The organism is Gimesia aquarii (assembly GCF_007748175.1).
Lineage (GTDB): Bacteria > Planctomycetota > Planctomycetia > Planctomycetales > Planctomycetaceae > Gimesia > Gimesia aquarii_A.
Map to the genome: position 1 here is coordinate 999,932 of NZ_CP037422.1, position 26,491 is coordinate 1,026,422.

The window sequence follows — 26,491 nt, forward strand, 5'->3', positions numbered from 1 at the left end:
GTGGAAGTTAAAAGTCCGGGGATGATCCCCGGGGAGGTGTGTGGTGTTCGGAATCAAACGTTACAAAATTCGCAGCTATGAAATGGGACTACTATTCCAGAATGGTGAGTTCAAGGGGTTGCTCGAAAGTGGTACGCACTGGTTTATCGACCTGTTGTTCAAAGTTCACGTCGATGTGATCTCAGAGCGTGATCCCTGGTTGGTGCATGAGAAGCTGGACCTGATCGTCAAATCAGGAACGCTGAAGGAACGCGCCGTCGTACTGGACCTGAAGGACAACGAGCGGGCTCTGGTGTGGATTGAGAACCGATTCAGCCACATCCTGCCAGCGGGCTTGTACGCCTACTGGACGGGTCAGAAAGAGGTCCGTGTCGAAGTCGTTGATGCTCATACGGTATGGTTCGAACACGCAGACCTCAAAGTCATCGCTCGCTCACCTATGGTGCAGAGTGTGCTCGATGTCTGCAAGGTTGAACGTGATCGTGTGGGTGTACTGTTTATAGACGGTCGTTATGTCGACACACTCGCTCCTGGTCTGTATGCCTTCTGGAAAGGTCAGTCGGAATCCAAAGTGGTCGAGATTGACCTGCGGGAGACGATGGTTGACGTCAGCGGTCAGGACATCATGACGGCTGATAAAGTGACGTTGCGTATTAACGCAATTGTTACATACAAAATCATCGACGCGCGCAAAGCAGTCAGCCAGACGGATGACGTGCGGCAGGCATTGTATCGGGAAACACAGCTTGTACTGCGTGCGATGCTGGGTGCCCGTAACCTCGACGTCTTCCTGATCGAGAAAGACGCTGTGGCGCGGGACATCGAGGAAAATGTTCGTCAGCGCGCCAGTGAATTGGGTCTGAAAATCGCTTCAGTTGGAATCCGGGATGTGATTCTGCCAGGTGATATGAAAGATCTGATGAACAAGGTCACGGAGGCGAAAAAAGCAGCCGAGGCCAACCTGATCGCGCGGCGTGAAGAAACGGCGGCGATCCGTAGTCAGGCTAACACGGCCAAACTACTACAGGATAATCCAGTTCTGATGCGGATGCGTGAACTGGAAGTTCTGGAAAAGATCGCGTCGAACAACAAGCTCAATATCGTCCTGGGCGAGAAGGGCTTGGCGGACAAAGTGGTCAACCTGCTATGACCACGGTCGCGATGTCATCCAGTACCCCAGGTCTGAGCAATCAGACCTGGGGTGTTATTGTTTTAGAATCTATAAAAGACATGAAACTTTGGCATATCAAGTTCACGCAATTGAGGAGACTCAGAGTTCTCCCTCACTCGATTTATATTTACGACTCCTCAACCAGTTGAAAAATATCTTCCACACGCACATCAAAGGCTCTGGCAATTCGCAACGCAAGCAGAAGCGAAGGGGCATACTTTCCTGATTCGAGAGCAATGATTGTCTGCCGAGTGACACCAACCTGACTTGCGAGCGTTTGTTGTGTCATCTCGTCGTGTTCAAAACGAAAGCGGCGAATTTGATTCGTAAGAGTTCCCTGTTCTTTGCTGGGCATGCCCTTCACCCTCTACCGTGCTGGACAAGAGTGGCAAGCGACTTCAAACCGAGAAACAGCACCAGTGCGTAAAATACACTCCACTGAACGACCATGACGGGGATGCTGCCCTGCTTCCCATAGACCATTGGTATCAGGAGACTGGCCACAAGCACATAGACGACCCAAAAAACTGAGTAACCAAGTAGTGTAGAACGCTTTTCAATCAATAAATCCCGTTCATCCATAACGACTTCATTTTCTCGCTTTCGGTAGAAGAATGGTCCAAAGCCAAGCAGACCGCACAATCCAAGTGCACCATTCGCTTTCCATCCCAGAAATGGATACAAACATCCCACGGCAATGAGACTTACTAAGATCACCACCAAATTGAACCAGGCGTGTTTCTGTGATGCAGACATAGGAGAACTCCTTTGACAATGTATAAATACTTCAGAATCACTGAAATTTATTGTAATGCAAACATTACTTTGTGTAAAGTAAACATTACATTGAATTGGCTAAAAATACGCAGAAATCATTGAGAATAAGAATCTCAACATCGTTTTGGGTGAGAAAGGCCTGGAGGGTAGAGCTGATAAACTGCCCGAGGCACCAAAGCGATGCCAGCAAATACTTGAGTTCTGACTCAATCAGAATCAGACGAATTGCTTTTCTGAAAAAGAACAACGTCATCACCAGACACAGTCAAATTTGCGCTCCAGTGATTCGCCAGCCACTGAAAGGTTTCGAGCGAAAAGAAGCAGACATGTGTTGGATCATTTTTGTAGTGCCAGCTTGAAAATGCCTGCCGGTTAATAACGCGTTTCGTCATGACCCCCAAAAAACCATTTGGTTTTAAACAAGACCAGAGCCGATCCAATTCCTGTCGTGGCTGATGTAAATGTTCTACGACCTCAGAGGCTGTTATAAAATCATACTGCTGTTGTAACGGTTTGAGGTCGGGGGCATAGAAGGGATCATAAATCGCCATTTTATGTCCAGCCTCTTCAAACATCACAGAGAGGGTTGGACCCGGACCTGAACCAAAATCGAGGCCGTTACTGCCGGGCACTATGCGTTCTGACAAGGGCGTAAAAAGTCGTCCCAGAAAACGGCGGTAACGCGGATCATCGACAGAGTTTTCATGATGATCGTATTGTGCCTGTTCTTCTTTGGGAGACAAAAAATATTTGGGCGGCACAAAAACCAAGTGGCAAGTCGGGCAGTAAAAATACTCGCGACGGTCCTGATGGAAAGGGCTCCTTTTTTCAGTAAAACATAAGGGACAGCTTTGGTTAACAGACTCTTGACTCACTGAGACTATTCCATTATGTGATTAATGATATATAACATGGTCGAAAAAAACCGCATGATTTACCAAGGGTTTTCGATTTTCTTTCTTAACAAAGGGCTGTTTCTTGCTCACCATTTTTCAGAGATCATCACTTTTTTGTTACTTATCTTTCTCAAGTTCCAGCAAACCCGGTCCAAGCAGGGTAAACGAGAGTCGTTTACTGTCGGGTGACCAGGCAACAAAGAAGACCTCGGTATTCTCAGGTGCCACATAAAGTTGTTTCACAGCGGAGGCCTTAGTCGCATCGATCAATCGTATTGATGAGCCATTTAATGTAAGCGCAATCGTTGTTCCATCAGGTGACCAGTCAGGCCAGGTTTCGTCGAACCAGGTTTTACCATCGTTACCTCCCCATGGGTTTCGCCAAAGCTCTGTGTAAGACTCGGGGGCTTCTACTGGATCGAAAATCCCCAGCACACGGTCATTTCCGTCCATAACAGTTGCTGCAAATTGTTTTTTATTCGGCGCCCAGGTAGGCAGACTAATACCAGAATAATTGGTTAGGATTTCCTTGCGTTTTCCCGTCTTCACATCGAACAGCAGAAATTTACGTGGACTCATATGGCTACTGACCGCCAGAATCGATTCACCATCTGGAGACCACTGCCCGTGAACGGCATAACCAAGACGTCGACGATTCTTTCCGTCTGCATCCATAACCCACAAACCAGCTTTTGCTCCGATTGGGTTATTACCGTTGATGAGGAATGAAATCTGTTTGTCATCGGGTGACCAGGAAGGCGAGAGACCACAACCAAGGTCCACTTTCTTCCCTTCGTCCGGACCATTGATGCAAAACTTGACAAGGTGAGACTTCGAATAGCCGCGCCCGGGATAGGGAGTGGCGCCACAGGCAATCCATTTTTCATCATGAGACCATGCAGACCCTCCCAGAAACGTATACCCGTCAAGCAGTGTTTCATCTGCAAGTAATTCCAAGTTGTTCCCATCACGGTCTACGGCATAGATATGACCAATCAGGCCAGGATTTTTACGCATATTTTTCTTATTTGGCTCTTTTGCCGCCACCGTATCAACCTTAGACTGCTTTCTCTGCAGCACTAAGTAACGCACTCCTTTTTCAATAGCAAGGTTGACTGCTTCGGAAGGAGCAATCGGATTGACCTCTTCTGTATCATCATTAACGGCGATCCACAAACGGTCTCCCGCAAGTTGATAGCGTCCGAGTGCTCGCTCTGGTTTTCCGTCTCGCTCATCAAAGAAGTCAATGCGCTGATCGGGAAGAAGTTGAAATCGCCGTTTAGCCGAACGTGAGGGATTTGATTCATTACTCACAGAGAACACTTCCTTGTGGAACGAAACGTTCATTTCTCCCTGATCGAATGACTCTGCTTCGCTATCGAGTTGCGTCGAAAGCATCCACCATGTTCCATCGAGAACATCGGCACGAACTGATTTCTCAGATACTATTATATCATCACCCGGCTTGATTAATGTTTGCCTGACTTGTTTAGCCTGTTTCGTAGAATCGGCGTGACTTCTGGTATTCACCTGGGATTTAATCAATTTCTGTTTCACATCTTCCAGGACAGTCGGCCATCGTTTCAGTGATTTCTCATCTGCAAACGCATAGAAGTACCATTGTCCTGTTTTGCCAAGATACTGACTCGAAGGAGGAAACCGGCTCTCGGGTACCTGGGCTTCTAGGCTGGCCATTTCCTTAGTAAACCAGAGCCAGACCGTACTCATATCACCGATGTTCCCATGCCTTGGAATATTTTGTAAACGCATCGGAAAACCATCGACCTCTTCAAAATTGATTCCGGGACGAACTTTACCTTTGAAGTTAGGATTTGCGATCATATACCATTCATCATGTAAGAGCGGAAGCAATTGACCTACGAGGTCTTCTTCATGAAGTGGACTCGGCGTGACATTAAATTCAAAACTGTTCGAATCAAGCTGATTCCACGATTCGTACACCGCAGTATACCGTCCCGGTTGTCTCAGGTAATGAGCTTTTGCCAGATCAAATTCAAATGTTGCCGCCTGTCCCGGTTCGAGGGACATTTGATGTTCAAGGAACTGTGACGTTCCTGCCAGAAACGGGACACGCTGTCCGTACCTGTTAAAGATTTTAAATTCAATCTGCTTCACAGCACTTTTAATCTCACCTTGATCGCCGAGGATCGTTCCGACTTTTCGAGTCTGATCTCCTGTGTTCTCGACTTTCAGTTTCACTTTGATCGGCTTTCCCGCTTGAAACACTTTTTTTGACGCAGAGAGTTGAGTCTTGATATCGTTGACAACGCGACCTTCGGTCCATTGACGACGATAGCCTGACAGACGATTCAGAAGGGGATCAAGTGGTGTCTTTGCTTGTGCATCTCCCTCAGCAAGGACCTTTCGCAGGCTGTCCAATCGTAGCAACATTCCCAGGTCCCAGCCTAGATTCACTATCAATGTTTTATCACCAGACGTGACGCGCATCATATACCGCTGTGTTCCAGCTGCTTGTATTAGTGAACTTTTTTTTGCGTGTAATAAGCATCCCGAATTCGTGAGCCACGCTACGATTTGTCCCAGCTTCGCGTGATTTGTTTGGTCGACTACATGCGTCAACCACATTGGGTTCCGTTCTTCGCTGAACGGATAGGTGCTCAGTGAAAAATCATAAAAAGGTTTGTCGGATGGTCCTTCATACCCGATGTCGATTCGGAAACGTTTCACATCAATGCCTGCTTCAGCAGGATTGAATTTGCCTGCTTTCCCTGCTGGCGGTGCCGGATTTTGTTCCACTTGCTGGTTAAGCGTTGATGCTTGACGTTGGATTTTGACTTGTGCAGGCCCCGTGTTATCGGTCGCCGCAGCCTGCCGCATCGAATCAGCAACGCCGAATCCCACAATCACCGCGAACAGAAGTGCGCAGATACCTACAATTCCTGTATGAGGAACATTGTGTGATCTACCCATGATGCGTCGCGCCCGCTGAAGCGACATGCTGGTTTCTCGTCCAAAGAGCGACAAAGCGTGCGCCGGAATCGGTCGACTCGATTCCACTTTTGCCAGGGCCTGCACTAACACTGATTTATCATTACATGCGGCTATTGCAGCATCGTCACAACAGAATTCACGTTCGATACGAATTTGTCTTGATAGTATCCAGGTGACAGGATGATAAAATAACAATGATTCAGTCAATAACTGAAATAAATTCACCAGGTAATCATGTCGACGGATATGTGCCAACTCATGTGCCAAAATCGCATCTAACTGGTCTGGTGATAGATTCACCAGCAAACTCGCAGGCATCAAGATCATCGGACGTAGCCAACCAATGACCATCGGCACTTCAACTAACATCGATTTAACCAAAACAACGGGACGGTTCACTCGCAGACGCCGGGATAGCCTCTCCATCCTTAAACGGAGAGACTCGTCAACGGGTGCCGTCCCGTGAGAACGCAATTTATGAACGACAATCCAGCCGCCTCCATTCCAGACGGCTAAGACTGCGACTCCAATGCACCAACTACCAACTAACCAAGATAGCCAGGAAAAAATTGTAGAAACATTGAATGCTTGCACTGTGATCTGACTTTCATTTTCCGGTTCGCTTCCACTGAGATTATTTGAGACATGATCGTATTGCCTCAAAGTCGAATTTCCGGGTATAGATTGTGAAGCATATTTGTGAACGAATTGCTGTGGCTGATCAGATGAAGTCTGTTTGACTGTTAAGACAACCTGGGATTCCTGTGAAACTGGTGGAGCGATCAAAGCAAACGTCACCACCAGTGGAACATACAGTAAGACTAAACCGCAACAAGAAATCCAATATCGGGCTGTGGTAGATTTGCGGACCAGCAGGAGTCCCACTGCAACAAGGAGACCGATCAACAAAATCTGCCATACGGAATGCAACAGGGTCCACCCCAACCGCCATACCAAATCAGTCGAAATCAAGTCGTTGATCATTTCTGGCCTCCTTCCGAATCCTTCGAAAGTCGTTGAATTTCTTCGAGTTCATCCACCGACAAACGACCCGATGAGACCATCCGCATCACCAGTCGCATCGCCGAACCCTGAAAAACGCGTTGCGCCAATCCATCAAGCATCTGCAACTGAGTTTCCTCTCTCGGTTGCGCGGCCTGATAAAGCTGTGGGCGGACGGACTCATCACGAATCAGCAGGCCTTTTTCCAGCATAACCTGCATCATCTTCAAGGTCGTGGAATAACCGGTTTCCCGTTCCTCAAGAAGCGTCTCGTGAACGTCGCGTACGCTTAACGGACCGTCTTCCCAAAGCACATTCAGTATCTGCAGTTCCACTTCCGTTGGTTGGGATGAACTGGGCCTTGCCATGTTTCCAACTCCTTCAAAAACAGAAAAACGAATTCTTTCGTCATATTAAACGAAAGAATTCGTCAATGCAAGATTAATTTTCAAAAAAGGATATTTGACTGCAAAAGTCAATGAGAAGAATTGGGAGAGATTACATTTTGAATGGGAAGCTGGCGTAAAAAACACCAGATACTTTCTCAATAGCTTTCCTATTCGGAGCAGACTTCAATTTACTTTAGGAATTGATACATCCACAACTTAGCTATCATCTCAGATGATGATCAGCTACTTAATCTGAATTCTCTGCCTGCAAAGCATTGAGGCTTTCCAGCAGAGCGTTGAACTCGTCTTTGCAACAGGGGCACTGATGTAAATGATGCTCTACTAATTTCAGTGTATCTGGAACTCTGCCTGAATGGAGCTCGACTTCTGCTAACTCGGATAGCTGCTCATAGCAACTGTCACAATCGAGCTCGTCCGGTTCAACAGATCGGATCATTCCGAGCAAGTTTGTGATGTGTTGTTTGTTTAAAGTCATAACTGGTACATTCTTTAGGTTAAGAAAATCTGAAGATCGTCAGCGAAAATCCCTGCCTGTTCAAAGCCCTCACGTAATTTCATGCGCGCGTCGTGAATGAGTTTGTAAACGGCATTCCGATTACTTTCTGTGCGTACCGCAATTTCTTCCACCGGCATACCATCTAATAATGCACGTACCGCAATTTTCTGTCTGTCCGACAATTGCGTGTCGATCAACTGGCCCAGCTTCTGCAAAATAAGCTTCCGATCATGTTCCTCTTCGACAGAACAATGTTCATCGACGGCAACTTGAATCTTCAGACATTGGTCTGCTGAAACACCCTCGAGTGAAACGTCCTGAAAATGTTTTCTACGGAAGCTGCTAATCGCAATGCGCGTGGCAACCGTCATCGCCCAGGTTGTAAAGCGACTACGGCCTTCAAATTGATCAAACGAGTCTATTACCTTCAGAGTCGCCTCTTGTGCCGCATCTTCCACAATCAGCAGCCCACCGGGGCGATGTTTGAGAAACCCTGTCAACCCACGCACGAGCAGGTTTCGAAGTTCAGCAATCGCCGTTTCACGCTCAGGGCTTTGTTCCTGTAAACGGGAGATCCAGTGATTATCCTCACGATCAAATATCACACAACCAACTCCATGAGTCATTAAAAATGAGCGCTGCAAAATTTTGTCACATTACGCGGCTACCGTCTATATTGATCTTCTGCAAACTTCTTCAATTCATTGATTTTCCAGATTCAATTCGGTTTCAACTCTGCTTCGGTGGCCGCTTTGATCTGAAGAGTTTGCGGTGCTTGGATGTAACCAACAACCCGATATTTTTTCCAATCCATTTTCTCAGCTGTTTGCATCATTGTAGAACCTGATGCCGAGGGAGACTTAATCGCTTTAAACAATCGCACTACATTAACATGAGTCAAGTTGCGTCCCTCATTTTCACCGGCGCTTACTTTCCGTTCCGCTGTTTTTTCCACAAGAGCCAGATTAATCTGGTCCCCTGCTTTCATTCCTTTGGTCTTCCAGGAGATTTGCAAACCTTCAGCAGTATCTTTAAGCACTAACTGAAGACTGGCGGAAGGAGCTGTTTTAAATGCCGCGAGTATTGCTTCTTGTGCTTGTCTGCGATTCGATCCCACAAATCCTTTTTCTCCGTTGACGACCATCTGTGGCGTATAAACTCTTGATGAACGCAGTGCTCGGGCATAGGCTCTTTGTCGCTCTGTAAACTGACGCTGGCTGAACGGATCTTTCCAACCAAGATCATTCCAGTAGTCAACGTGAAACGAGAGTGCGTAAATGGGCAATTTATTTTTGTGGGCAATTTCCACAAGGCGAGTCAAATTGGCATCCGCCGGAGGGCAACTGCTACACCCCTCTGACGTAAATAATTCCACAACGGCAAATCCTTTTGGAGTCGCTTGTTTTTGCTCATTGGTTTGAGCCATTGTTTCATTGCCCACCGATTGAAAACAACCGGTTAACAAAAACGCAAACAGTAAGGTGACGATCTGAACTTTCAATTTTTGATTCATCACACTCGGTTCCTTTTTAAAACTTGGTATTTTCTGTTCGGAAAAACTCATACTCTTAACTACCGGTAACATGCCTTCCCGTTTCAATTCGGTTTGTAACAATGGTCGTCGGCTTCTTATTTTTTGCGATCGCTTTCGATTGATCGATTGCCTTCACAAAGGGTGCAGGTGTCGCATAGACACCATCTAACAGGATCGGCTCATTGGGTTTGCCTGCCGGGAAGACCGCGTAAAAAGGAATCGAAGCAGCTGAGTTACCCAACTGGCGTAACAGACGGTCCACTGCCGGGCTAGGCTCTGTTTTATCAGCTCTGAGTGCAATCACGTTTGATTCTCGCAAGGCTGTCGCTACTTCTCTCGTTTCAATCGCAGCCGCTTCATTTGCTTTACAAGTCAAACACCAGTCCGCTGTAAAATCGATAAACACTGGTTTCCCTGCTTTGAGTAAACTTTCCAGTCGCTCAGGTGAGTAAGACTCCCATTGAATTGCCCCCACGGTCTGACTTTCTACAAGAGCAGATTGAGAAATTTCTACATGGCTTGAGATGAATCGTTGTGCCGCCCTTTCGAAACGTTGTTGCATCACCCCCTGTAGCCAGGTGAAAGAAAGCAATCCAATGACGACCACCATTCCTGCCGCGACAGACCAGGCCCTGAGCTGTTTACGGATTGTTTCATGAGCAGGCACGCGGCCTGCATACCAAAGTCCGATTCCCACTCCCAATAGTAACAAAACGGTGGGTACCACAGCGGCAATGGACATGAAACTCATAAGATAAACAACTGTCGCCAACATGATAAAGCCCATAATCTGCTTGAAGGCAATCATCCAGTTTCCCGGCTTGGGTAAAAATCGAATCATGGAAGGGAATAGCCCAATGATTAGATAGGGGCTGGCCATCCCCAGACCAACGGCTGCAAACACACTAAACGTTAAATAACCCGGCTGAGTGACCGCCCATGCTAACGCCGCACCAAGAAAGGGACCACTGCAGGGCGTCGCCAGCAATGTGCTTAACACGCCTTTACTAAATGCACCCCCATAACCTTCCTGGGGAGTCTTGCCACCCACTGATCCCACAAAACCAGGTAATGGAATTTCCCAGACTCCCAAAAAGCTCAAACCAAAGGCGAAGACGATCGCAGACAGACTGACAGTAAACGCGGTGCTGCTAAATTGTTCTCCCCATCCCAGCCCGGCAAAGACGGCCAACGTAGCAAGTACCATCATGACAGACAGTAAGCCCACTGTATACGAGAGATTCATTAACAAAATACGTTTTCTATCCGAATTTGCCTGCTGAACAAACGAGAGAAGTTTTAATCCGACAACGGGAAGCACACACGGCATAAAATTCAGCAAAAAACCTGCGATGAATGCCAACGGCAAAACAGACCATGCAGACTGTGGCTTTTGCTGCTTGGTGATGTTCAATTCATTAAGTGAAAAGCTTGAATTCTCTTGATCATCTGTCGAGATTATTTCGTCAGAATTTTTATCACCTATTGTTTGCTTTAAGCTGAGATCCATTGCCGCTGTTTTTTGTTGCGTTGTTAGGGGATGACTAGTGCCTGCTAGTTGTACCTGAAAGGGAGTCGTCGTCGGAGCAAAACAGCGATCTTTTTCACAAGCCTGCGAAAAGAGTGTACCACTGATCGAAGTGGCTGCATCTGAACCTTTAAGTTGAATGCGTGACCGCCAGGAGACAGTTCCTTCATGCTCGTGTAGCTCGACTCCCAGTTTTTCATGTTTCATTAGAACCGGTTCTTTCGAGGGAACGAACGGCCCTGCTGAGCGAATTTGATTGTCTGGTTTCAGAGTAATCTTCGTCGCTAAAAACGGTTTTGGCTGAGATTGTGCATAAATGTGTAAGCCCGGTTGTATCTTCGCGGTGATCACCAATTCTGCTTCATTAAGAGCCACTCTTGATACCTGTGCAGAGATTTCAACTTGTTGAGGGTTGTCCTTCTCTTGTGCGATCGAACTGACAAAAGGCAAGAGCAAGAAACCGCAGAGAACAAAGTAAAAGAGTGACTTATTAAACATGATGACATTCTTTCGTCTTATTGGGCCATTTATGAATGAAAAGGGAGAAAGAGGAGCCGAGACTCACAGTGAGAAACGGCTCCATTGAGCTTCCTTCGAGAAACGATTGAGAAAGAAAGCCTCTAGTTGATCACTTTCAACGAAGTTGGTTTCAACCAGGAAATCTTACCAAGTGATTTAATGACCTGACCTTTGACCTGGAGCTGTTGTCCCTGAAAGCGAGCTGCATAAATCTTAGGATACAGCTTGTGTGCCTCTTCGACCACAATGACGCGGCCTCCACTAGCGTTGATCGCCAGACCTAATTCATCCGGGCTGCCAATGGGAGTGACACCATGTTCGCAACCAGCACATGTCGACTTACCAGCGAAGCTTTCTAATGTTTTGCCGGGTTGATTCGTTCTGAAGCTGATTTGTTGTGTCTCTTGTTTCATTCCTGCAAGTGCATAAAAGTCAGGTGCTCTCCGAAATTCTGCTTGCTCTCTTACTGAGGGAAAGAGGTATCGAAATCCGTTGTGAATTTCGGTAAATCTGGTGTTACCGAGCACACGTTTATTAACTTTTTTATAACAGACAACACACAGCCCATTGGCGGCTAAGTCTGTATCAATAAAAGCAAATGGGTCGGCAAGGAAGGTTTTCTTTTCACTCTCGCCTGGAAAGAGATAGAGCCGATTCTTGTAAATGGCAACATGATCAATGTTTCCGGGAACCCGTTTTTTAAGTTTTTTATAACAGACAGTACAGTCGCCTGCTAAAGCGGGTACATATTTGACAGGATTTTGATCAAACTTTCGTTTAATCGCAAGGTTTGGGAAAAAATAAGTCACGTTATCATAGGTCGAGTGGAATTCACGTCGTCCGCGTTCCCATTTTCGTGCCTCGATCACACACACGGGACAATAACCTTTTAAGCCAACTTTGTGTCCGGGAGTATGATCTGCTTCAGAAACTTGGGAGAATGCCGGGCTCATCAATAATGTGACGACGAAAGTGGTGAACAGGGATCTGCGAGAGATTTTTGTAGACATGAAACTTTCCTTCTCGACTAAAAAATTGGGAAAACGACAACCAGAGAGTTTGGTTGATGACCTGGGTTATGATCATGAGACGCAGGTTCTCGCAGGTGTCTTACCAAAAGAAATGGAAAGTTTTTTCTGAATGTAAGATGAATTACAAATTGTGTTTATGAAAAGTGAATCATTTCACAAATCGGGTGCGAATTTGTGAGAAAAGACACAAACCAGCGCCATACCTAAGGTCATGAAATTAAGATTTTAGAAATTCATTGTCGTAGTGAGCCATTCGAAAAAAATGGAATAATCTCTAAGTAAAAATCAAATGCGATTCCTACTAACACTGTGGGGGTTGATCTTCGAACTACCAAAGTATCGGGGAAGGTGATATATTCTGATATTGCATTGAATTAATACAATTCATGCATGAAGCACATTATATCATTAGCCACTTGAACCGCTAAATCAAGCAAGAAAGTACACATGGAAATTGAACAGCTACGACAATTTCTGGCTGTGGCGGAGCACCAGAACTTCACGCGTGCTGCAGAATTCATCGGCTTGTCGCAACCAGCATTGAGTCGATCTATCGCACGGCTCGAAGAGGAACTGGGGCAACCTGTCTTTGAACGACAGACCCGAAAAGTCAAATTGACCGACTCCGGTCAGCTTCTGCTTCGCAGAGCGCAGCAGTTAATTGGCATTGTTGATGACACCATCGCTGAAATTTCTGACGATGGCGAAAGTGGTCGTATTCGGATCGCAGCCATCCCCACAATTGCTCCGTTCTACTTACCAGAGATACTAAAGACGTTTGCCGCCGCGCATCCAGGCGCCACTGTGACCGTTCAGGAAGACACCACCGACCACCTGCTGAAACGTTGTACTCAGGGGGAAATCGATCTAGCCATCCTGGCACTACCAATCACAGTCAAATATCTGGAAATCGAACCCCTCTTTGATGAAGAACTTCAGATTGTATTGGCTCCCGATCATCCGCTGGCAAAGAAGAAGCAGCTTCGACTCACGGATATCGAACCTTTGCCGTTTGTCTTATTGGACGAAGCGCATTGCCTGTCTGACAACATTCAGACGTTTTGCCGGCAACGATCTTTTGATCCGGTATCCGTCGAACGCACGAGTCAACTGGCAATGGTACAGGAACTGGTTTCGCTCAATCATGGAGTTTCGATGGTTCCCGCTATGGCGGTGAATTTGGATGAGAGTGATCGACGCATCTATCGCTCAATCGCCGGCAACAAGCCGACGCGTACCATCGCAATGGTCTGGAATCCCTATCGATTCCAAAGTCAATTACTGGAGAAGTTTAAAGCATTGGTGCGTAATTCAGTCTGAACGAATCAGGCCTGATTTGACCATTTCTACTTTGAATCTAGTTCTGACTTTTAAAAAAGTTGCGTTTGGCGTAGCAAGTAATATGAACTTAATGTAAAGAACTGTTTTTGTCCGAAACCAAAGTCTCTTCATTCTGTTTCGATGGCTGGGAAGCAGACTAAAAATGTGCCTCGATCCGTCGGTCGGGAAGCATCCAAATAAACGCGACTGCGATGTAAATCAGGATGGCAATTAATGGAGCATAAAAGGCAGTGACTCCACCAACTGCGTAAGCAATCAGTGACGTCATCCCTTTAAGATCGCGACCGATTACTTGTTTTAACTGCGAACTGGAACCCTCTACTCTAATAATAGAAGACTGCAGAATACGATAGGCAATCGCGGCAAATAGCAACACCACTCCGTAAATTGCTGATGGTAAAGGCGCATAATTACTTGTTCTTAACCAATTCGTTGTGAAAGGGATCAAGGACAACCAGAATAACAAATGCAGATTCGCCCAAAGAACAACACCATTGATAGACGTGGCGATTTGCAGCATATGATGATGATTCATCCAATAAATGCCTAGATACAAAAAGCTCATCAAGTAGGTCAGAATGGAAGGCATCACCACCAACAGACCGGATACTCCAGTATCTTGAGGAGCTTTGATGTCAAACACCATCACTGTAATGATGATTGCAATCACGCCATCACTAAATGCCTCAAGTCTTGTTTTAATCATATATTGAAAACTCACTCTTAGAAGCGATCTGAATTCGTAACAGTCTTGCTCGATTCGGCAACTGTTATTATTGAAATGCCTTAGTTGTCAAGTTCAGCAGACTACTTAAGCTACAAATAGTTGGTGCCAATCAATGTAAATATTGTATTCAGAAATCAAGTTATTCTTGATTTTAAACACATCGCAGAACGGCACTGTTAGCAGCGAGCCATCGAATCGTTTATATGTGACGGTTCCACGATAAACGGCTGAGTTGTTGACTGCAAAATCATCAATAATATTGTGTTTAATTGATTGAATCTGTGCATACAGATTATCAAAGACTTCAGTAATCGCAGCATGCCCTCTGACAGGGGTTGCGTTACCCGGTTGAAGAATACAATCTTCATCAAGGAAATCGATCACATTTTTTGTGACCATAGTGTCGATCGCAGGGGAAAGCCCATCAATGAACTGATACTGCTTCATAGTTTCTCTTTAGTACTTGAGTAATAAGTGATTAAACCAAATCAAAAATCATAATCTCAGCATTAGATATCGCGGTAATGGCAAGTGTAGGTTCTTCACTGAGCGCGGCCGCGTCACTTGTATCCAACACTATGCCATTAAGCTCTATCGCACCGCGCAAGACTTGAATCCAATTGTGGCGTTCTTCAGCAAGTGGCATCGTTAAATTTTCATCTGCTGTCAGCTTGCTGAGATAAACTCTCGCGTCGGCATGAATCGTCAGAGACGATTTTTCACCAGTTGGTGAAGCCACGAGACAAAATTGGTTATTCAACTGGTGATCGGGAAACTGTTTCTGTTCATAGCTGGGGCTCAGGTCTGTCTGAGACGGAATCAACCAAATCTGGTAAAAATGGACCGGTTTTTCAGCCGACGGATTAAATTCACTGTGTTCAATACCAGTTCCGGCAGAAATACGTTGAAACTCGCCTGGCTGTAAGATTGCTCCGTTTCCCATCGAGTCTTTATGTTCTAACGCTCCTGCTAACACATAGGAAATAATCTCCATGTTTTCATGTGCATGAGTTCCAAAGCCTTGTCCGGGAGCAACTCGATCTTCGTTCATCACACGCAACGAACGGAATCCCATATGATCGGGATCGTAGTATGATGCGAACGAAAAAGTATGATAACTGTTGAGCCAACCATGATCGGCGTGACCGCGATCATGGGCTTTACGAATCGTAATCATTAATACCTATTCCTTAATGGTTGAGATCAAATACCGCAGCCACAACCAGTCTCCCAAACTCGGCCATCTGCCCCCATAATTGGTTGATGCTTGTGTCGTGGAGGAGTTACGTTCGAATTGTCATAGCCCCCAAATCGAGTAACAGGTGACCAGCCGGGGCTCACTTTCGGCAATGCCGGTGCTAGCTTTCCATACTCTTTAGAGCCATGTACAACACGTCCGCCAACAATCGTTAAAACACTTTCTAGTTCACGAATTCGATCGGGCTCCACAGTAAAATAATCATCAGATAATACAGCCAAATCTGCGAAGTAACCTTGAGACAAGATCCCTTTCTTATCATCTTCTTTACTGAACCAGGGAGTTCCGTGTGTATAAAGTTTGAGTGCCTCTTCCCGACTGAGCCGATCACCGGGATCGTGCATTACAGTTCCGCCAACTGTCTTAGAAGTGACCATCCACCAAATACATGTCCACGGGTGATAGCTCGCGACGCGCGTCCCATCAGTTCCAGCTCCCACGGGCAATCCCATTTGCAGCATTTTTCTGATGGGTGGCTTTCGTTTCACTTCTTCGGCCCCATAGCGTCTCAGGAAATATTCACCCTGATATGCCATCCGATGTTGAATCGCGATGCCACCACCTAAAGCGGCGATTCGTTCCATATTTTTTTCAGATATTGTTTCGGCATGGTCTATAAACCAACGCAGCTTGTCGATCGGTCGGTCACGATGAACACGCTCAAAAATGTTTAGAAATCGAGTAATCGATTCGTCATAAGTAGCATGAATTCGCCAAGGCCAATTAGCATCAGCTAACTTATGGACAATCGCTTCAAGTTCGGATTCCATTGTGGGTTTCAGATTGGGTCGCGGCTGAAGGAAATTTTCGAAGTCTGCTGCAGCCCATAGTAAATTTTCTCCTGCACCATTGACGCGTAGCTTGTCACTGCCCTCGCCCGGTTTTGTCATGCCGATCCAGCGACTGTAGTCAGCCATTTCCTGACCGGGTTTTTGTGCAAACAGACTATATGCTATTCGAACTGTCAGATCGCCATCGTCATCAAGCTGTTTGATGACTGCGTAATCATCGGGATAATTCTGACCACCACCACCTGCATCGGAAGCACTGGTCACACCGAATCGATTTAGTTCCCGCATAAAATGACGTGATGAATTGACTTGATCTTCAAAGCTCAACTTCGGTGCGTCAGCAATTGCAGAGTAGAGTACTAGCGCATTCGGTTCGGCAACAAGCATACCCGTTGGATTTCCTGCCCTGTCGCGGGCAATCAAACCACCAGACGGGTTCGGCGTGGACTCGTCAAACCCCAGAGCTCTTAAGGCTGCTTTGTTCAGCAAAGCGGAGTCATAAAGGTGTAATAAAAAAACGGGCGTCTCTGGAGCCGCTTTGTTGATCTCTTCTAATGTTGGCATACGACCTTCGGCAAACTGCCACTCATTCCAACCACCGATCACGCGGACCCATTGAGGTGGTGGGGTATTATCTGCTTGTATCTTTAATTGCTTAAGCGCCTGCGCAATTGTCGGCACGCCATCCCAACGAAGCTCCAGATTGTAATATAAACCGCCTCGAATGACATGCAGATGAGAATCATTCAGGCCAGGGATCACGCGCCGACCATTGAGATTAATCTTCCGAGTCGCGTTTCCCGCAAGTTTTAGTATGTTATCATTGCTACCGATTGCGGCGACGACTCCGCCCGTAATCGCAATCGCATTCACTTCCGGATGCATTTTATCTCCGGTTGTGATTTTGCCACTATGCAGAATTAATTCCGGGTCGGCAACATCGTTGTTCTGTGTAAAAGCAAGCTGTGGCAGTCCAACACATGCTGCAGCTCCCACAGCTACAGATGTCTTCTGTAAAAAATTGCGTCGAGTTGTATTCATTGCTCTCTACTTTGTAACCAGGGTTGGAATAATCGAGTGAGGGCAGGCATCACAAGCCATGCAAGTGTAACGACAACACAGATATTGATGACTGCCATAACTAAGATGGGGTGTAGCATGGTCAGGCGAGGCATCAGCAATCGGGACCAAATGAAAACGACTGGAAATACACCCAGCCAGGTGATAAAAGCCATCTTCCAACGTGGCGGCTGTTTTGTGTTTTCATTACGAAAAAACGCTTCTAGTCCATGCAGTTGCCGATACACTGCTTCACCTTCTACTAAATCCGCGACTTCGGATTGCCAATTGGTAAATAGATCCGAGGCGTAAAATGCTTTCATATCTTGTTCATTGTTGAATGAACGTAGAATTCCGTACTCACGCGGGTGACAAATGGCCGTTGGACGCAGAAGGTGCGCCCCCGTCGTACCATAGTGCCTCATCGAACGCGCAACGAACCGTTTGATCGCTTCTTCAAACTCCGCTTCTTTGCCTTCGCGCACGACTCGCGTGATTGCGCAGTGAATATCATTTTGCGATGAAGAGGATGGCGGTTTTTTGGATAGGTCATTCATATTGATGAACCTATCCTTTCTTGGCATCCTGCAATGTAAAATAGCTGGTCATCAAATTACGATAGTTGGGAAGATGATTCGATAGTAAATTTCCGAGCCCTTCCATATCGTTTCGCCAATCCCGATGCAATTCACAAGCAACACTAAACCAGTTCATCATTTGAGCCCCAGCGGCAGACATCCGATTCCAGGCGGCCTGTTGAACAGTGTGGTTAAACGTTCCTGAAGCATCAGTAACGACAAAAACATCGTAACCAGCTTCAATTGCTGACAAAGTCACAAATCCCACACAAACATCGGTCACGACACCGGCGATGATTAGCTGCTTTCGACCAGTTGCTTCAACCGCCTTAACAAAATCTTCATTGTCCCATGCATTGATCTGTCCCGGACGATGAATAAAGGGTGCCTCTGGGTGTCGCTCGACTATTTCGGGAACAATCGGACCATTGGGGCCTTCATCAAAACTCGTTGTAATTACAGTTGGAAGATTGAAAAATTTTCCGATGTCGGCTAACGCGATCACACTATTTTTGAAGTCATCCGGAGTGAAATCCTGAACCAGCGATATCAGTCCAGACTGATGATCAACCAATAAAAGCGCAGCCTGATCTTTATCGAGTCGATTATATTTTTGTCCCATCCTATTGCTCCTCATCAATTTGAATATGTAGTCGTTACCGTAAAGCAACCGTTCATTGAGTCGTATCTAAAAAATCTTGTAATAACTTACAAAACAACAATATGAAAATTCGAGCATTTCCATATAGAATAAATTTGCCTTGTTTTGATTAGATCTTGCTCTAACCTGCAAGCTACCAAGTATCTCGAAATTTCATATATTGAGCGTGTGTTCGCAACCAATCGGAAAAATTGGTGTAGCTATCCTCTGAGTGTTAGATTACTCTGCATTACCATCCATTCGCACTTTTCGCATACTGACCTGACGTGATCCCAATAGTTTTTTTGAAATGTCGATTCATATGGGATTGATCACTGAATCCAGACTTTATAGCGATAACTGAAAGTGGCCATTCATTATTTTTATTGATTAATTGCTTCGCACGCTCGACGCGACATTGACTAACGTAAGCCATCGGAGTCATGCCCATACTTGCCTTGAATAGTCTCGCAAAGTGAAAACGGCTGCAGTTTGCGATATCTGCAAGCATGTCGAGCGAGATTGATTGTTCGAGAGACTGATCGATAAATTCTCGAACGTTAGCCAGTTTTGAGTGTGAAAGCTTATGACGTGGGGCGACGAGAGGGACATTCAAACCAGCAATTTGAAGTAATCGCCCGATAAGGATATTGATTAAACCATCTCGAATTAACTCATCACCCACACTCTTTCCGTTAATGGGATCCCAAAGTTGTTTGAGTGTTTGCACCAGTAAAGGGTCTTTGTGTTGCTGTCCATGGATTGAAGCTGTCAGGTGGGGCATGGGGCGGTTCAGTACCAATTCAATCTGTGGTTGTAACCTTGACCACGGAAGGCTGAGCGTAAGAATTTCGTACGGTCCCGGCTCAGTGAATTTGACATCCACATTGGGAGTGAATACAAGTGTGTACCCAGGATGCTCTGTAATATCAAAGCGACCAAAACCAAGATCTACTTGTTTCTTGTTGAGTGAACGGCCTTTGATTATGGTGGAGATCACTAAGTCAGAGCTTGCTGGCGGAGCACTGCATTCCTCTGACAAAAAGATATGCGACAATGCAATATCTCCACGATCAGACAAAGACTGATCAATCAACTCGATTGACTCATTAGATTCTTTCAACCACTGAGCATGACTACGAAAACTCTGTTGTGCCTCTTTCGTATCACTTCGAAAGCTTGTCTTTTTACTGCGTTTTTTTGCACTCCCCATCGACGCCCTCAGAAATCTCTATCTCAGTCCCGATCTGGTCGGTACTTGCAAATGAATTTCAGCAATGAACGCAGAATTTATATACTCTCGTATAGTTTTCCCAAAATATACTCCTTTCGATTATAGGCACGTGAGTCTCGTTTCAAAGTGGGTCTTGATGGCTTTGCAATTATCACTGAAACGGATGGGAACTCATCGGAAGATCACTTTTTCAGTCGGGTAAGAGTCGCTTGTCTAGAAACATTCAAACGTTTTGCCGACAGCACTCTTTTGATCCGGTTTCCGTCGAGCACATGAGTCAACTGGCGATCGTTCAGGTGCTGGTACGTAATTCAGTCTGACTGATTTTTTCGGTTGTCACTCAGAAACGGACGTTATGAATCATCTTTGTTCTACTCAATCACCTTGATTTCATCGCCGACTTTAATCTCCCCTTTAGCGGGATGTAACAAATTCTGACCAAACATCACTCCCTGTTTCTGTTTGCGATAAGTCGCCAGGGTTTTCAGAGGCTCCCGCCCTTTCTCACCGGTCAAGGGATCGACCGTCGTCAGTACACAACGCGCACATAGTTTGACGGCCGTGAATTCGACCGCACCGATTTGGATTTGCTTCCAATCATCTTCGCAATAAGGCGTACCACCGGAGAAAACCAGATTAGGACGGAAGCGTTCCATCGTAACCGGTTCGTCCAGCCGAGAATTTAAATCTGTCAGTGAGGACTCGCCAATAATCAAGGCAGGATAGCCATCGGCAAAGCTAACTTGTTCGTCCGTAATACTATAGTCAGGATCGACCGGGCGGTCGGCATCATCGGGCATGAAGACCAGTTCGCATGAGACGCCGATCCGTTCGGAGAACCAGTCATTGATGACTTGAGGATAAGCGAACGCCTTACAGGTATCCGCGAAAACAGTGACATCCCGCGGACTCCACTCATCGGACCGCAGGGGGACCAACAAATCGTCATCATTCACTTTTTGATTCTGCACATGAAGATGATTGCCTTTGATGCTCACAAGTAACTGTGACATGACCGGTACGGTCCGTTGAGTCAGAAACTTTCCTGCCTGATCAACGAGCATCCAACGGCGGTCATGTTTCAACCCCCGATCTGTCAATGTGGCGGACTGGGCTTGAATGCCGCCGAGTGACTTGATGGGAAAAATGTTGATCCCGGTTAGAGTGAGCATGTTTGGAAGTTCCTCTCTTTAAAAGTTGTATGACCGAAAATCGTCAGAATTTCAGGCGTCGTAGTTTTTAGCGATCCTGGATTGTCGACTGCCAACGTAGATTCCGAAACTGGGGCTTGGGTCCGCGCCAGTGCTTACCTACCAAACGCGGCGCTCTGGGATCACCGCGTTTCGGCCTCAGGCGTTCGGCAGGGCTGAGTTTCAGCCGTTTGATATTCTCCCAGTTTGGCAAAGATATACCCGCATATTCCTGAAAGTGGTCTGGTGCCAAAACAACGGTCTGCCATTGATCTCCTCCATGCAGTTGCACCTCGGCAGCAAATCCATCCAGCATGACGACCAGTTTGTTCGCTTCCTCAGCCAGCACTTCCAAAGCGAGCGTTGTGTTTGGGGGAGCTTTCCAGGTCTCGTCGTAAACTTTATGAGTGGTTCGCGCCCATTCGTGGGGCTTGTAGGTGAACCACTCCTTTTCCCAATCGTCTTGAAAACTCTCGATTAACAAAGAGGGCTTCATAGTCGCCTGAATCCTGGCAGACTGTAGTTCTTTGACGGATACTGTTTGCAGTAATGAGGAGAGGTTGAACGATTTGGTCGTGTAGGTTCCGTAGTAATAACCCGCACCAGTCACCGGGGCTTCCAGCGGATACACGACGTTTGCATAGACCCAGAGCGGTTTCTCTGTGCTATGTAACGGAAGTTTCGCGGTCCAGCCACCTTTTATTTTCGTAGCCCGCGCGTGATGCCAGAATCTATGCATCGTTCGTTCACGATCCTCGGGGTGTTCATCGGCCTTCCCCTGTTGCGTATAAAAGATGTCAACTGAGAGAATCGGCTTTGAGGAATCAGGGTGAACGGTGAATGTTGGCACGCCATCAGTAGAATCAAGCTTTAAAACAGTTTTCGGTGTTTGCGGGAACCCCATAGATCCCTTTAGATGTTGGTCGAACCATAACAATGAGGCCACTTCAAATTCGGCCGTATCCTGATGGTTGTGATGCGGCGAACAAGTGACGCGCCAGTCGCGGCTGGCAATCTCATCAACGGTATCTGGCAAATCACCAATGCGTCCATGAAAATCATTTGCAGGAGACAGAAATATGATGGGGCAGGAGATTTCTTTTAAACTGACATCATCGCCGAGGGTTAATCGAAAGAGGGCACTCTTATTATCACGATCACTGATGCCACCACAGGAAGGTGCAGCTGCTTTGACACGTGAATCGACTGATGTCATGACGGTCAGCTTCCCCCCCATCGAATGCCCGTAGACGCCAAGCCTTTGTGGATCGACTTCGGGTTGTTGCTCCAGAAATGTCAGTGCGCGACGCGCGGCGAGTGCACACAGAAACCAGCCACTGTTGCGGGGAGATTCGACTTCATCCAACGTCCATGCGGCTGGCATCGCGCTGGGAAAGAGATTACCCTGATTCCTGCCCGGCGCGTGATAGCCATCCACGGCACCCCAGTCAGTCGTCAGTTTATAAGCGGGGTCGTTAGTCTTACCCTCCCAGAAGAGCTTCACGACATTCGGATCGACACGATAGTCAGGTGCGGAAATCCGACCCGCCCAGGCAATCGAAAGCGTCGCATATCCTCGTTTGGCATTCAGTAGACAAGCTTTATAATCTGCGTATTGACCGCCACCATGAATTTGAAGTAACCCGGGAATCTTCTTGCCACTCTCAACGATACTATTGGGAAAACCATATACGGCAGCCAGTTTGGCTTTCTGCCCCTTGAAGACTCCGATACGGAATCTTACTATCCGCAACACCACATCATCCTCTTCCCATTCTTTGATTGTTTCCACTTCGAGCGGTTCCACCCGTGGGTCAAAGCCAGACCACATTTCTGCAAAGTTCTGCGGAGCGCTTCCTGCTTTCAATGGTGGCAGGGTTTCCTGCTCCGCATGGCTTTTATGAAACGAGCTGAAAATAAAATGTGGGTGAGGTTCTGCGGCCTGGATTGCCGTAGAGACAATCCACAGACAAAACGATGAAAACAAAAGTTGCTTAAGCGACACGTGAAAATCCTTAATCGAGGTGTGAAAATGGGACTGACTTCACACTATCACTGTAACCCTGATGAGGCCAACAGGATAGTGAAAAAATAGACAACCAGCCAAAGAAGAGGCCATTCAAGTATACCAGCTCTGACAGATCCATCAGACAGAAGTTGAGTTACGACAAAGTTTCCGATTCACTTTGAAGCGATTCATGTTCATCAAAATACTCACCAATCGCTTTTCGAAGGATTGAACCTTTTCGTTCGACTTTTCTGAGGCTACAGGATAACTCTTGAGATATTTCTTTATTTGTCATCCCGGACAACTTCATGGAAGCAATCGTTTGTGTTTCCAAATCAAATTTCTGTAAGATCGATTCCAGGTCCAGATCGAGCTGATAATCAAACTCATCGAAAACCAGGTTCTGAAAATCAGAGTCTGATTCCATTGCAGCTAAATCGGCTGCCGACAGGACCTTTCCAGCACCTCGCTTTTGGGCATAAATTCTTCTCCAGGACTTTGCCAGTTTACGCCGCGTGATCTTGATCAGATAAGGCCAGAGATCGTCATGATCATCAACAGCTGGCTGGCTCTCACTATTTAATTTCTTCCAAAAACTGATAAAGGCGCTTTGCAAAATATCGCTGGAATCCGCGTGAGTTTGCAGTTTGGGAGACAGATGTTTGTCCACATAGTTTCTCAGCTTCACCTGGAACCGTTCTCTTATTTCAAGAAAGACTCGACTCGAAGAGTCCTCCGCTTCCTGAAGCATTGAGTCTGCAAGCACGGAAATCGTCTCGGTTGGATCGGGCTGCGAGGAATCGTTCATATATTTCAAAAAACCGTAGAAAACGATGGCGGTGGTCTAAACGCGTTTGCCATTAACAAATTAGTGAGAGCCAGAAACTCGAAATAATACAACTAATATAGGAAAAACAAACATGAGATTCAATGACTTGCAGACACCAAACGCGTTACAAAACCATTGCTTAAGCGGATTTACGCTTCGAATCGGCTTTTGGGTACCTCTTCTATTTGTTTTGACTGGCTGTTCCTCAGGACCCTCAGAAAATGACTTGCTTGAAGCATTAGAGGAGACAGCCCCTCATGATCTCGTCTGTTCAAGTCGGGTCGTTGAGATCACTGAAATCAAGTCTCTCAAAGAAGGGCAGAAATGGAAAGTTAAATTTGAGAGTCGAGATACGCCTGCAGAACCCTGGCTCCTACCAGTCGATGTTCCCGCTGAGTTAAAAAAGAACGTACCGGATCAAGAAAGCTTCCAAACTGCCGTCGAGCAGTTTCAACAACTACGATTTCCTGAAAAAAACAAGATTCAGGAGTTACACAAAGAATTAAGGGCTTTTCGATTTCCCAAGGTCTATCGAGAGAAATATGGAGTCTCTGATGAAGTTCTGTGGAGGGGTGAAGGAACACTGGAAAAAGAAGGAGAACTCTTTCATCTCGAGCTGACAAAAGTAAAGTCCAACGAAGACCTGGATTTTAAACAGCTGACTACGAAATCGAAATTGTCAAAGCAGACCGCGATTGCAGATGGCTCCCAGAACGATCCTTTAATAATGTACCAAGAACAACAGCGTAATTTTGTAGATGCTGTTAAATCAAGCCGGCAGAAGATGGAAGCGCGATTAGCGGCAGAAAAAACCAATCTAGAAACATTAGTCACTCATCCAGTTCGGTTACAGGGGGTCTTTAAAAACGGAACAGCAAAGTCCATCAATCTCAATTTCGAATTTGAACAAAATCGTGACAAACACTCTCTGAGTGCCGTTGCGATTGACTCTGATGAGATCATATCGCGGGTTGTCTTCAGTGGGTCATTGTTGCTACCTGATGTGTCTGAGCGTAATTCATTCGCAAGCAGAAACGTCCATGATGGCTGGGTCCTCACTTTAAAAAATGAAGACTTCAAACTATCTGAACTCGCAAAGACGTTTCCACGCGGAATGGTGATCTACTACGATCAGCCAACTGCCCAATTCCGTCTCGCAAATCGAAACAGTGCATTTGATTTCAGTGCCGAAAGAGAAACTCAGCCAGAAAACAATTCTACCCAATTACTGGAAGCAAGAATTCTGAAAGGTGCTCAATCCAGCGGAAAAGAGAAAATCAATTCCATGCCAGATCGTTTGTTGCAAATGACAAACATGGAATTTGACCCGGCAAGAAACCTCTTTCGCATTGTGATACAAGAAAAAGATAATCCCTTTCTGTCGGCAGTGTTTGAAGGCGTTCGTCGCACCGATCCCCCCCATCATCTGGGCATACCAATTCAGTTAAAACAAGTTTCCTTTTCTCATCTCTCACCCAATGGAAACAAAACGCGAACCAATTTGTTCTCCAAACAATCGGGAACACTATTGCTGGTACCAACGAAAGCAGGCTGGCAAGGCGTGATAGGTGATGCAAAACTGACGTTTCAAATTGAGAAAGATCGTCTCACCCTACCAAGTGCTTTGGAGCGATGGAAACAGGCGCTTCAACCAGGCACTCAATGGTCGGGGCCGCTCTATTGGAAAAATGATCCGGAAGAAGCACTCCGGATGCGAATTGCCGATTACCGTCCCGATCAGAACTATGTACGACTGGTTCTGAAAAAAAAGAGTGATGCGCGTCAATACGTTGTCTATGAAGGCTCTTTACAGAAGGAGAGTGGGACCATTGATGGATTTGGCTTAGTCATGCAACAACGGGGACAATCTTCATTCGTTGATAAAATCTCTGACGGAGTCTTTTTTAATCAATACGTTTATTCCGGCGGCAGAGTCTGGAACATCGATTGGGATCACAAAGTGTTTCGCCTGTCCCCAGATGGAAAGCAGATGTATGCCTATTCGCTCAGAGGACAACGAACCATTCTGACGAAAGACGAAGCAGTGAAACCGAGTCACCAGCTGAAAACAGCTGAGTTCCAGAAATTATGGCGATCTGCTTTGAGCACAACCATACTCTGGAAAGGAGTTTTAACCGCACCAAAAACAAACAGTTCGGTTGAAATTCTCGCCAAAATCCGATCTTATGAACCAACGACAAACACTGTTGAACTTGTCCTCGAAGTGAAAGGGAATTCGAAAATCAAAGCAAATTATAAGGGGACTTTGGTCACAACTGAGAATATGATTAATGGCTATGCCTTAAACTTGAAAAAAATGACGGGTGTCAATTCAACGAGTCATTTTTTTGATACCTATAATCTTGGAAGCCGGAAAGTTCAATTTCGACTCAATGAAACTGGTACAAAGATGTATGGAAGACTGACTGATTTCCAATATGACGATCCTGAATTTATTGAACTGGAAGCTTCGACCGGGAAGTAACGCTGTTGGATCTC

24 protein-coding genes are annotated in these 26,491 nt (G+C 46.1%); 4 read left to right on the top strand and 20 right to left on the bottom strand.

Annotation, left to right across the window (positions count from 1 at the left end):
- Positions 1–43 precede the first annotated feature (43 nt).
- Positions 44–1,150 carry a slipin family protein gene (locus tag V202x_RS04045; RefSeq protein ID WP_197993215.1) on the top strand — a complete coding sequence of 369 codons (1,107 nt, stop codon included), beginning with the start codon at positions 44–46 and terminating at the stop codon, positions 1,148–1,150.
- Positions 1,151–1,298: 148 nt separating this feature from the next.
- Here V202x_RS04045 and V202x_RS04050 read toward each other — a convergent pair whose 3' ends face one another.
- From V202x_RS04050 to V202x_RS04095, 10 genes are all read right to left on the bottom strand, one after another.
- The gene (locus tag V202x_RS04050) at positions 1,299–1,526 is read right to left on the bottom strand and encodes a helix-turn-helix transcriptional regulator (protein ID WP_145171445.1); all 228 of its coding nucleotides are present in this window, start codon (positions 1,524–1,526) and stop codon (positions 1,299–1,301) included.
- A 5-nt stretch (positions 1,527–1,531) separates the two neighbouring features.
- Positions 1,532–1,927 carry a hypothetical protein gene (locus tag V202x_RS04055; protein WP_145171447.1) on the bottom strand — a complete coding sequence of 132 codons (396 nt, stop codon included), beginning with the start codon at positions 1,925–1,927 and terminating at the stop codon, positions 1,532–1,534.
- Positions 1,928–2,154: 227 nt separating this feature from the next.
- Complete coding sequence (locus V202x_RS04060; protein WP_145171449.1) at positions 2,155–2,823, bottom strand: class I SAM-dependent methyltransferase; 669 nt, start codon at positions 2,821–2,823, stop codon at positions 2,155–2,157.
- A 138-nt stretch (positions 2,824–2,961) separates the two neighbouring features.
- Positions 2,962–6,801 carry a M56 family metallopeptidase gene (locus V202x_RS04065; protein ID WP_145171451.1) on the bottom strand — a complete coding sequence of 1,280 codons (3,840 nt, stop codon included), beginning with the start codon at positions 6,799–6,801 and terminating at the stop codon, positions 2,962–2,964.
- Positions 6,798–7,187 (bottom strand): BlaI/MecI/CopY family transcriptional regulator, encoded by a 390-nt coding sequence (locus tag V202x_RS04070; RefSeq protein WP_145171453.1) that lies wholly within the window; start codon positions 7,185–7,187, stop codon positions 6,798–6,800. Before V202x_RS04070 ends, V202x_RS04065 begins: the two co-directional genes overlap by 4 nt.
- A gap of 268 nt (positions 7,188–7,455) precedes the next feature.
- Positions 7,456–7,704, bottom strand: coding sequence for a hypothetical protein (locus tag V202x_RS04075; RefSeq protein WP_145171455.1), 249 nt, complete (start codon positions 7,702–7,704; stop codon positions 7,456–7,458).
- A 14-nt stretch (positions 7,705–7,718) separates the two neighbouring features.
- Positions 7,719–8,330, bottom strand: a complete 612-nt coding sequence (locus V202x_RS04080) for an RNA polymerase sigma factor (RefSeq protein WP_197993216.1) — start codon at positions 8,328–8,330, stop codon at positions 7,719–7,721.
- 113 nt (positions 8,331–8,443) lie between these two features.
- Positions 8,444–9,238: a DUF1223 domain-containing protein gene (locus V202x_RS04085; protein WP_197993217.1), complete on the bottom strand. Its 795-nt coding sequence runs from the start codon at positions 9,236–9,238 to the stop codon at positions 8,444–8,446.
- Positions 9,239–9,293: 55 nt separating this feature from the next.
- A complete protein-coding gene (locus V202x_RS04090) occupies positions 9,294–11,285 on the bottom strand; it encodes a protein-disulfide reductase DsbD family protein (protein WP_145171459.1) in 1,992 nt (663 codons plus the stop codon).
- Between the two features lie 122 nt (positions 11,286–11,407).
- Positions 11,408–12,316, bottom strand: coding sequence for a hypothetical protein (locus V202x_RS04095; RefSeq protein WP_145171461.1), 909 nt, complete (start codon positions 12,314–12,316; stop codon positions 11,408–11,410).
- On the opposite strand from V202x_RS04095, the gene V202x_RS27965 reads away from it, so the two are divergent.
- Together V202x_RS27965 and V202x_RS04100 are read left to right on the top strand one after the other, a co-directional pair.
- Positions 12,315–12,446, top strand: a complete 132-nt coding sequence (locus V202x_RS27965) for a hypothetical protein (protein WP_261343659.1) — start codon at positions 12,315–12,317, stop codon at positions 12,444–12,446. The two genes, V202x_RS04095 and V202x_RS27965, sit on opposite strands and share 2 nt — an antisense overlap.
- A 338-nt stretch (positions 12,447–12,784) precedes the next feature.
- The gene (locus V202x_RS04100) at positions 12,785–13,657 is read left to right on the top strand and encodes a LysR family transcriptional regulator (protein ID WP_145171463.1); all 873 of its coding nucleotides are present in this window, start codon (positions 12,785–12,787) and stop codon (positions 13,655–13,657) included.
- A 157-nt stretch (positions 13,658–13,814) separates the two neighbouring features.
- Here V202x_RS04100 and V202x_RS04105 read toward each other — a convergent pair whose 3' ends face one another.
- The 10 genes from V202x_RS04105 to V202x_RS04155 form a co-directional block, all read right to left on the bottom strand.
- Positions 13,815–14,384: a TMEM175 family protein gene (locus V202x_RS04105; protein WP_145171465.1), complete on the bottom strand. Its 570-nt coding sequence runs from the start codon at positions 14,382–14,384 to the stop codon at positions 13,815–13,817.
- A 105-nt stretch (positions 14,385–14,489) separates the two neighbouring features.
- Entirely contained in the window at positions 14,490–14,852 is a 363-nt protein-coding gene (locus tag V202x_RS04110; protein ID WP_145171467.1) for a nuclear transport factor 2 family protein, read from the bottom strand.
- A 31-nt stretch (positions 14,853–14,883) separates the two neighbouring features.
- Positions 14,884–15,582, bottom strand: coding sequence for a pirin family protein (locus V202x_RS04115; RefSeq protein ID WP_145171469.1), 699 nt, complete (start codon positions 15,580–15,582; stop codon positions 14,884–14,886).
- A gap of 26 nt (positions 15,583–15,608) precedes the next feature.
- Entirely contained in the window at positions 15,609–17,495 is a 1,887-nt protein-coding gene (locus V202x_RS04120; protein WP_145171471.1) for an amidohydrolase, read from the bottom strand.
- Complete coding sequence (locus V202x_RS04125; protein WP_197993218.1) at positions 17,492–18,070, bottom strand: antibiotic biosynthesis monooxygenase; 579 nt, start codon at positions 18,068–18,070, stop codon at positions 17,492–17,494. The genes V202x_RS04120 and V202x_RS04125 overlap by 4 nt, the downstream gene beginning before the upstream one ends.
- A 10-nt stretch (positions 18,071–18,080) precedes the next feature.
- Entirely contained in the window at positions 18,081–18,713 is a 633-nt protein-coding gene (ycaC, locus tag V202x_RS04130) for an isochorismate family cysteine hydrolase YcaC (protein WP_145171475.1), read from the bottom strand.
- 268 nt (positions 18,714–18,981) lie between these two features.
- Entirely contained in the window at positions 18,982–19,944 is a 963-nt protein-coding gene (locus tag V202x_RS04135; RefSeq protein ID WP_145171477.1) for a helix-turn-helix transcriptional regulator, read from the bottom strand.
- Positions 19,945–20,336: 392 nt separating this feature from the next.
- Positions 20,337–21,137: an MOSC domain-containing protein gene (locus V202x_RS04145; RefSeq protein ID WP_145171479.1), complete on the bottom strand. Its 801-nt coding sequence runs from the start codon at positions 21,135–21,137 to the stop codon at positions 20,337–20,339.
- 67 nt (positions 21,138–21,204) lie between these two features.
- Positions 21,205–23,073: an alpha/beta hydrolase family protein gene (locus V202x_RS04150; RefSeq protein ID WP_409996677.1), complete on the bottom strand. Its 1,869-nt coding sequence runs from the start codon at positions 23,071–23,073 to the stop codon at positions 21,205–21,207.
- Between the two features lie 244 nt (positions 23,074–23,317).
- Entirely contained in the window at positions 23,318–23,971 is a 654-nt protein-coding gene (locus V202x_RS04155) for an ECF-type sigma factor (protein ID WP_145171481.1), read from the bottom strand.
- Between the two features lie 112 nt (positions 23,972–24,083).
- Between V202x_RS04155 and V202x_RS04160 the strand changes: the two genes are divergently transcribed.
- On the top strand, positions 24,084–26,477 hold the full coding sequence (locus V202x_RS04160; protein WP_145171483.1) for a hypothetical protein: 2,394 nt from the start codon (positions 24,084–24,086) through the stop codon (positions 26,475–26,477).
- Positions 26,478–26,491 lie beyond the last annotated feature (14 nt).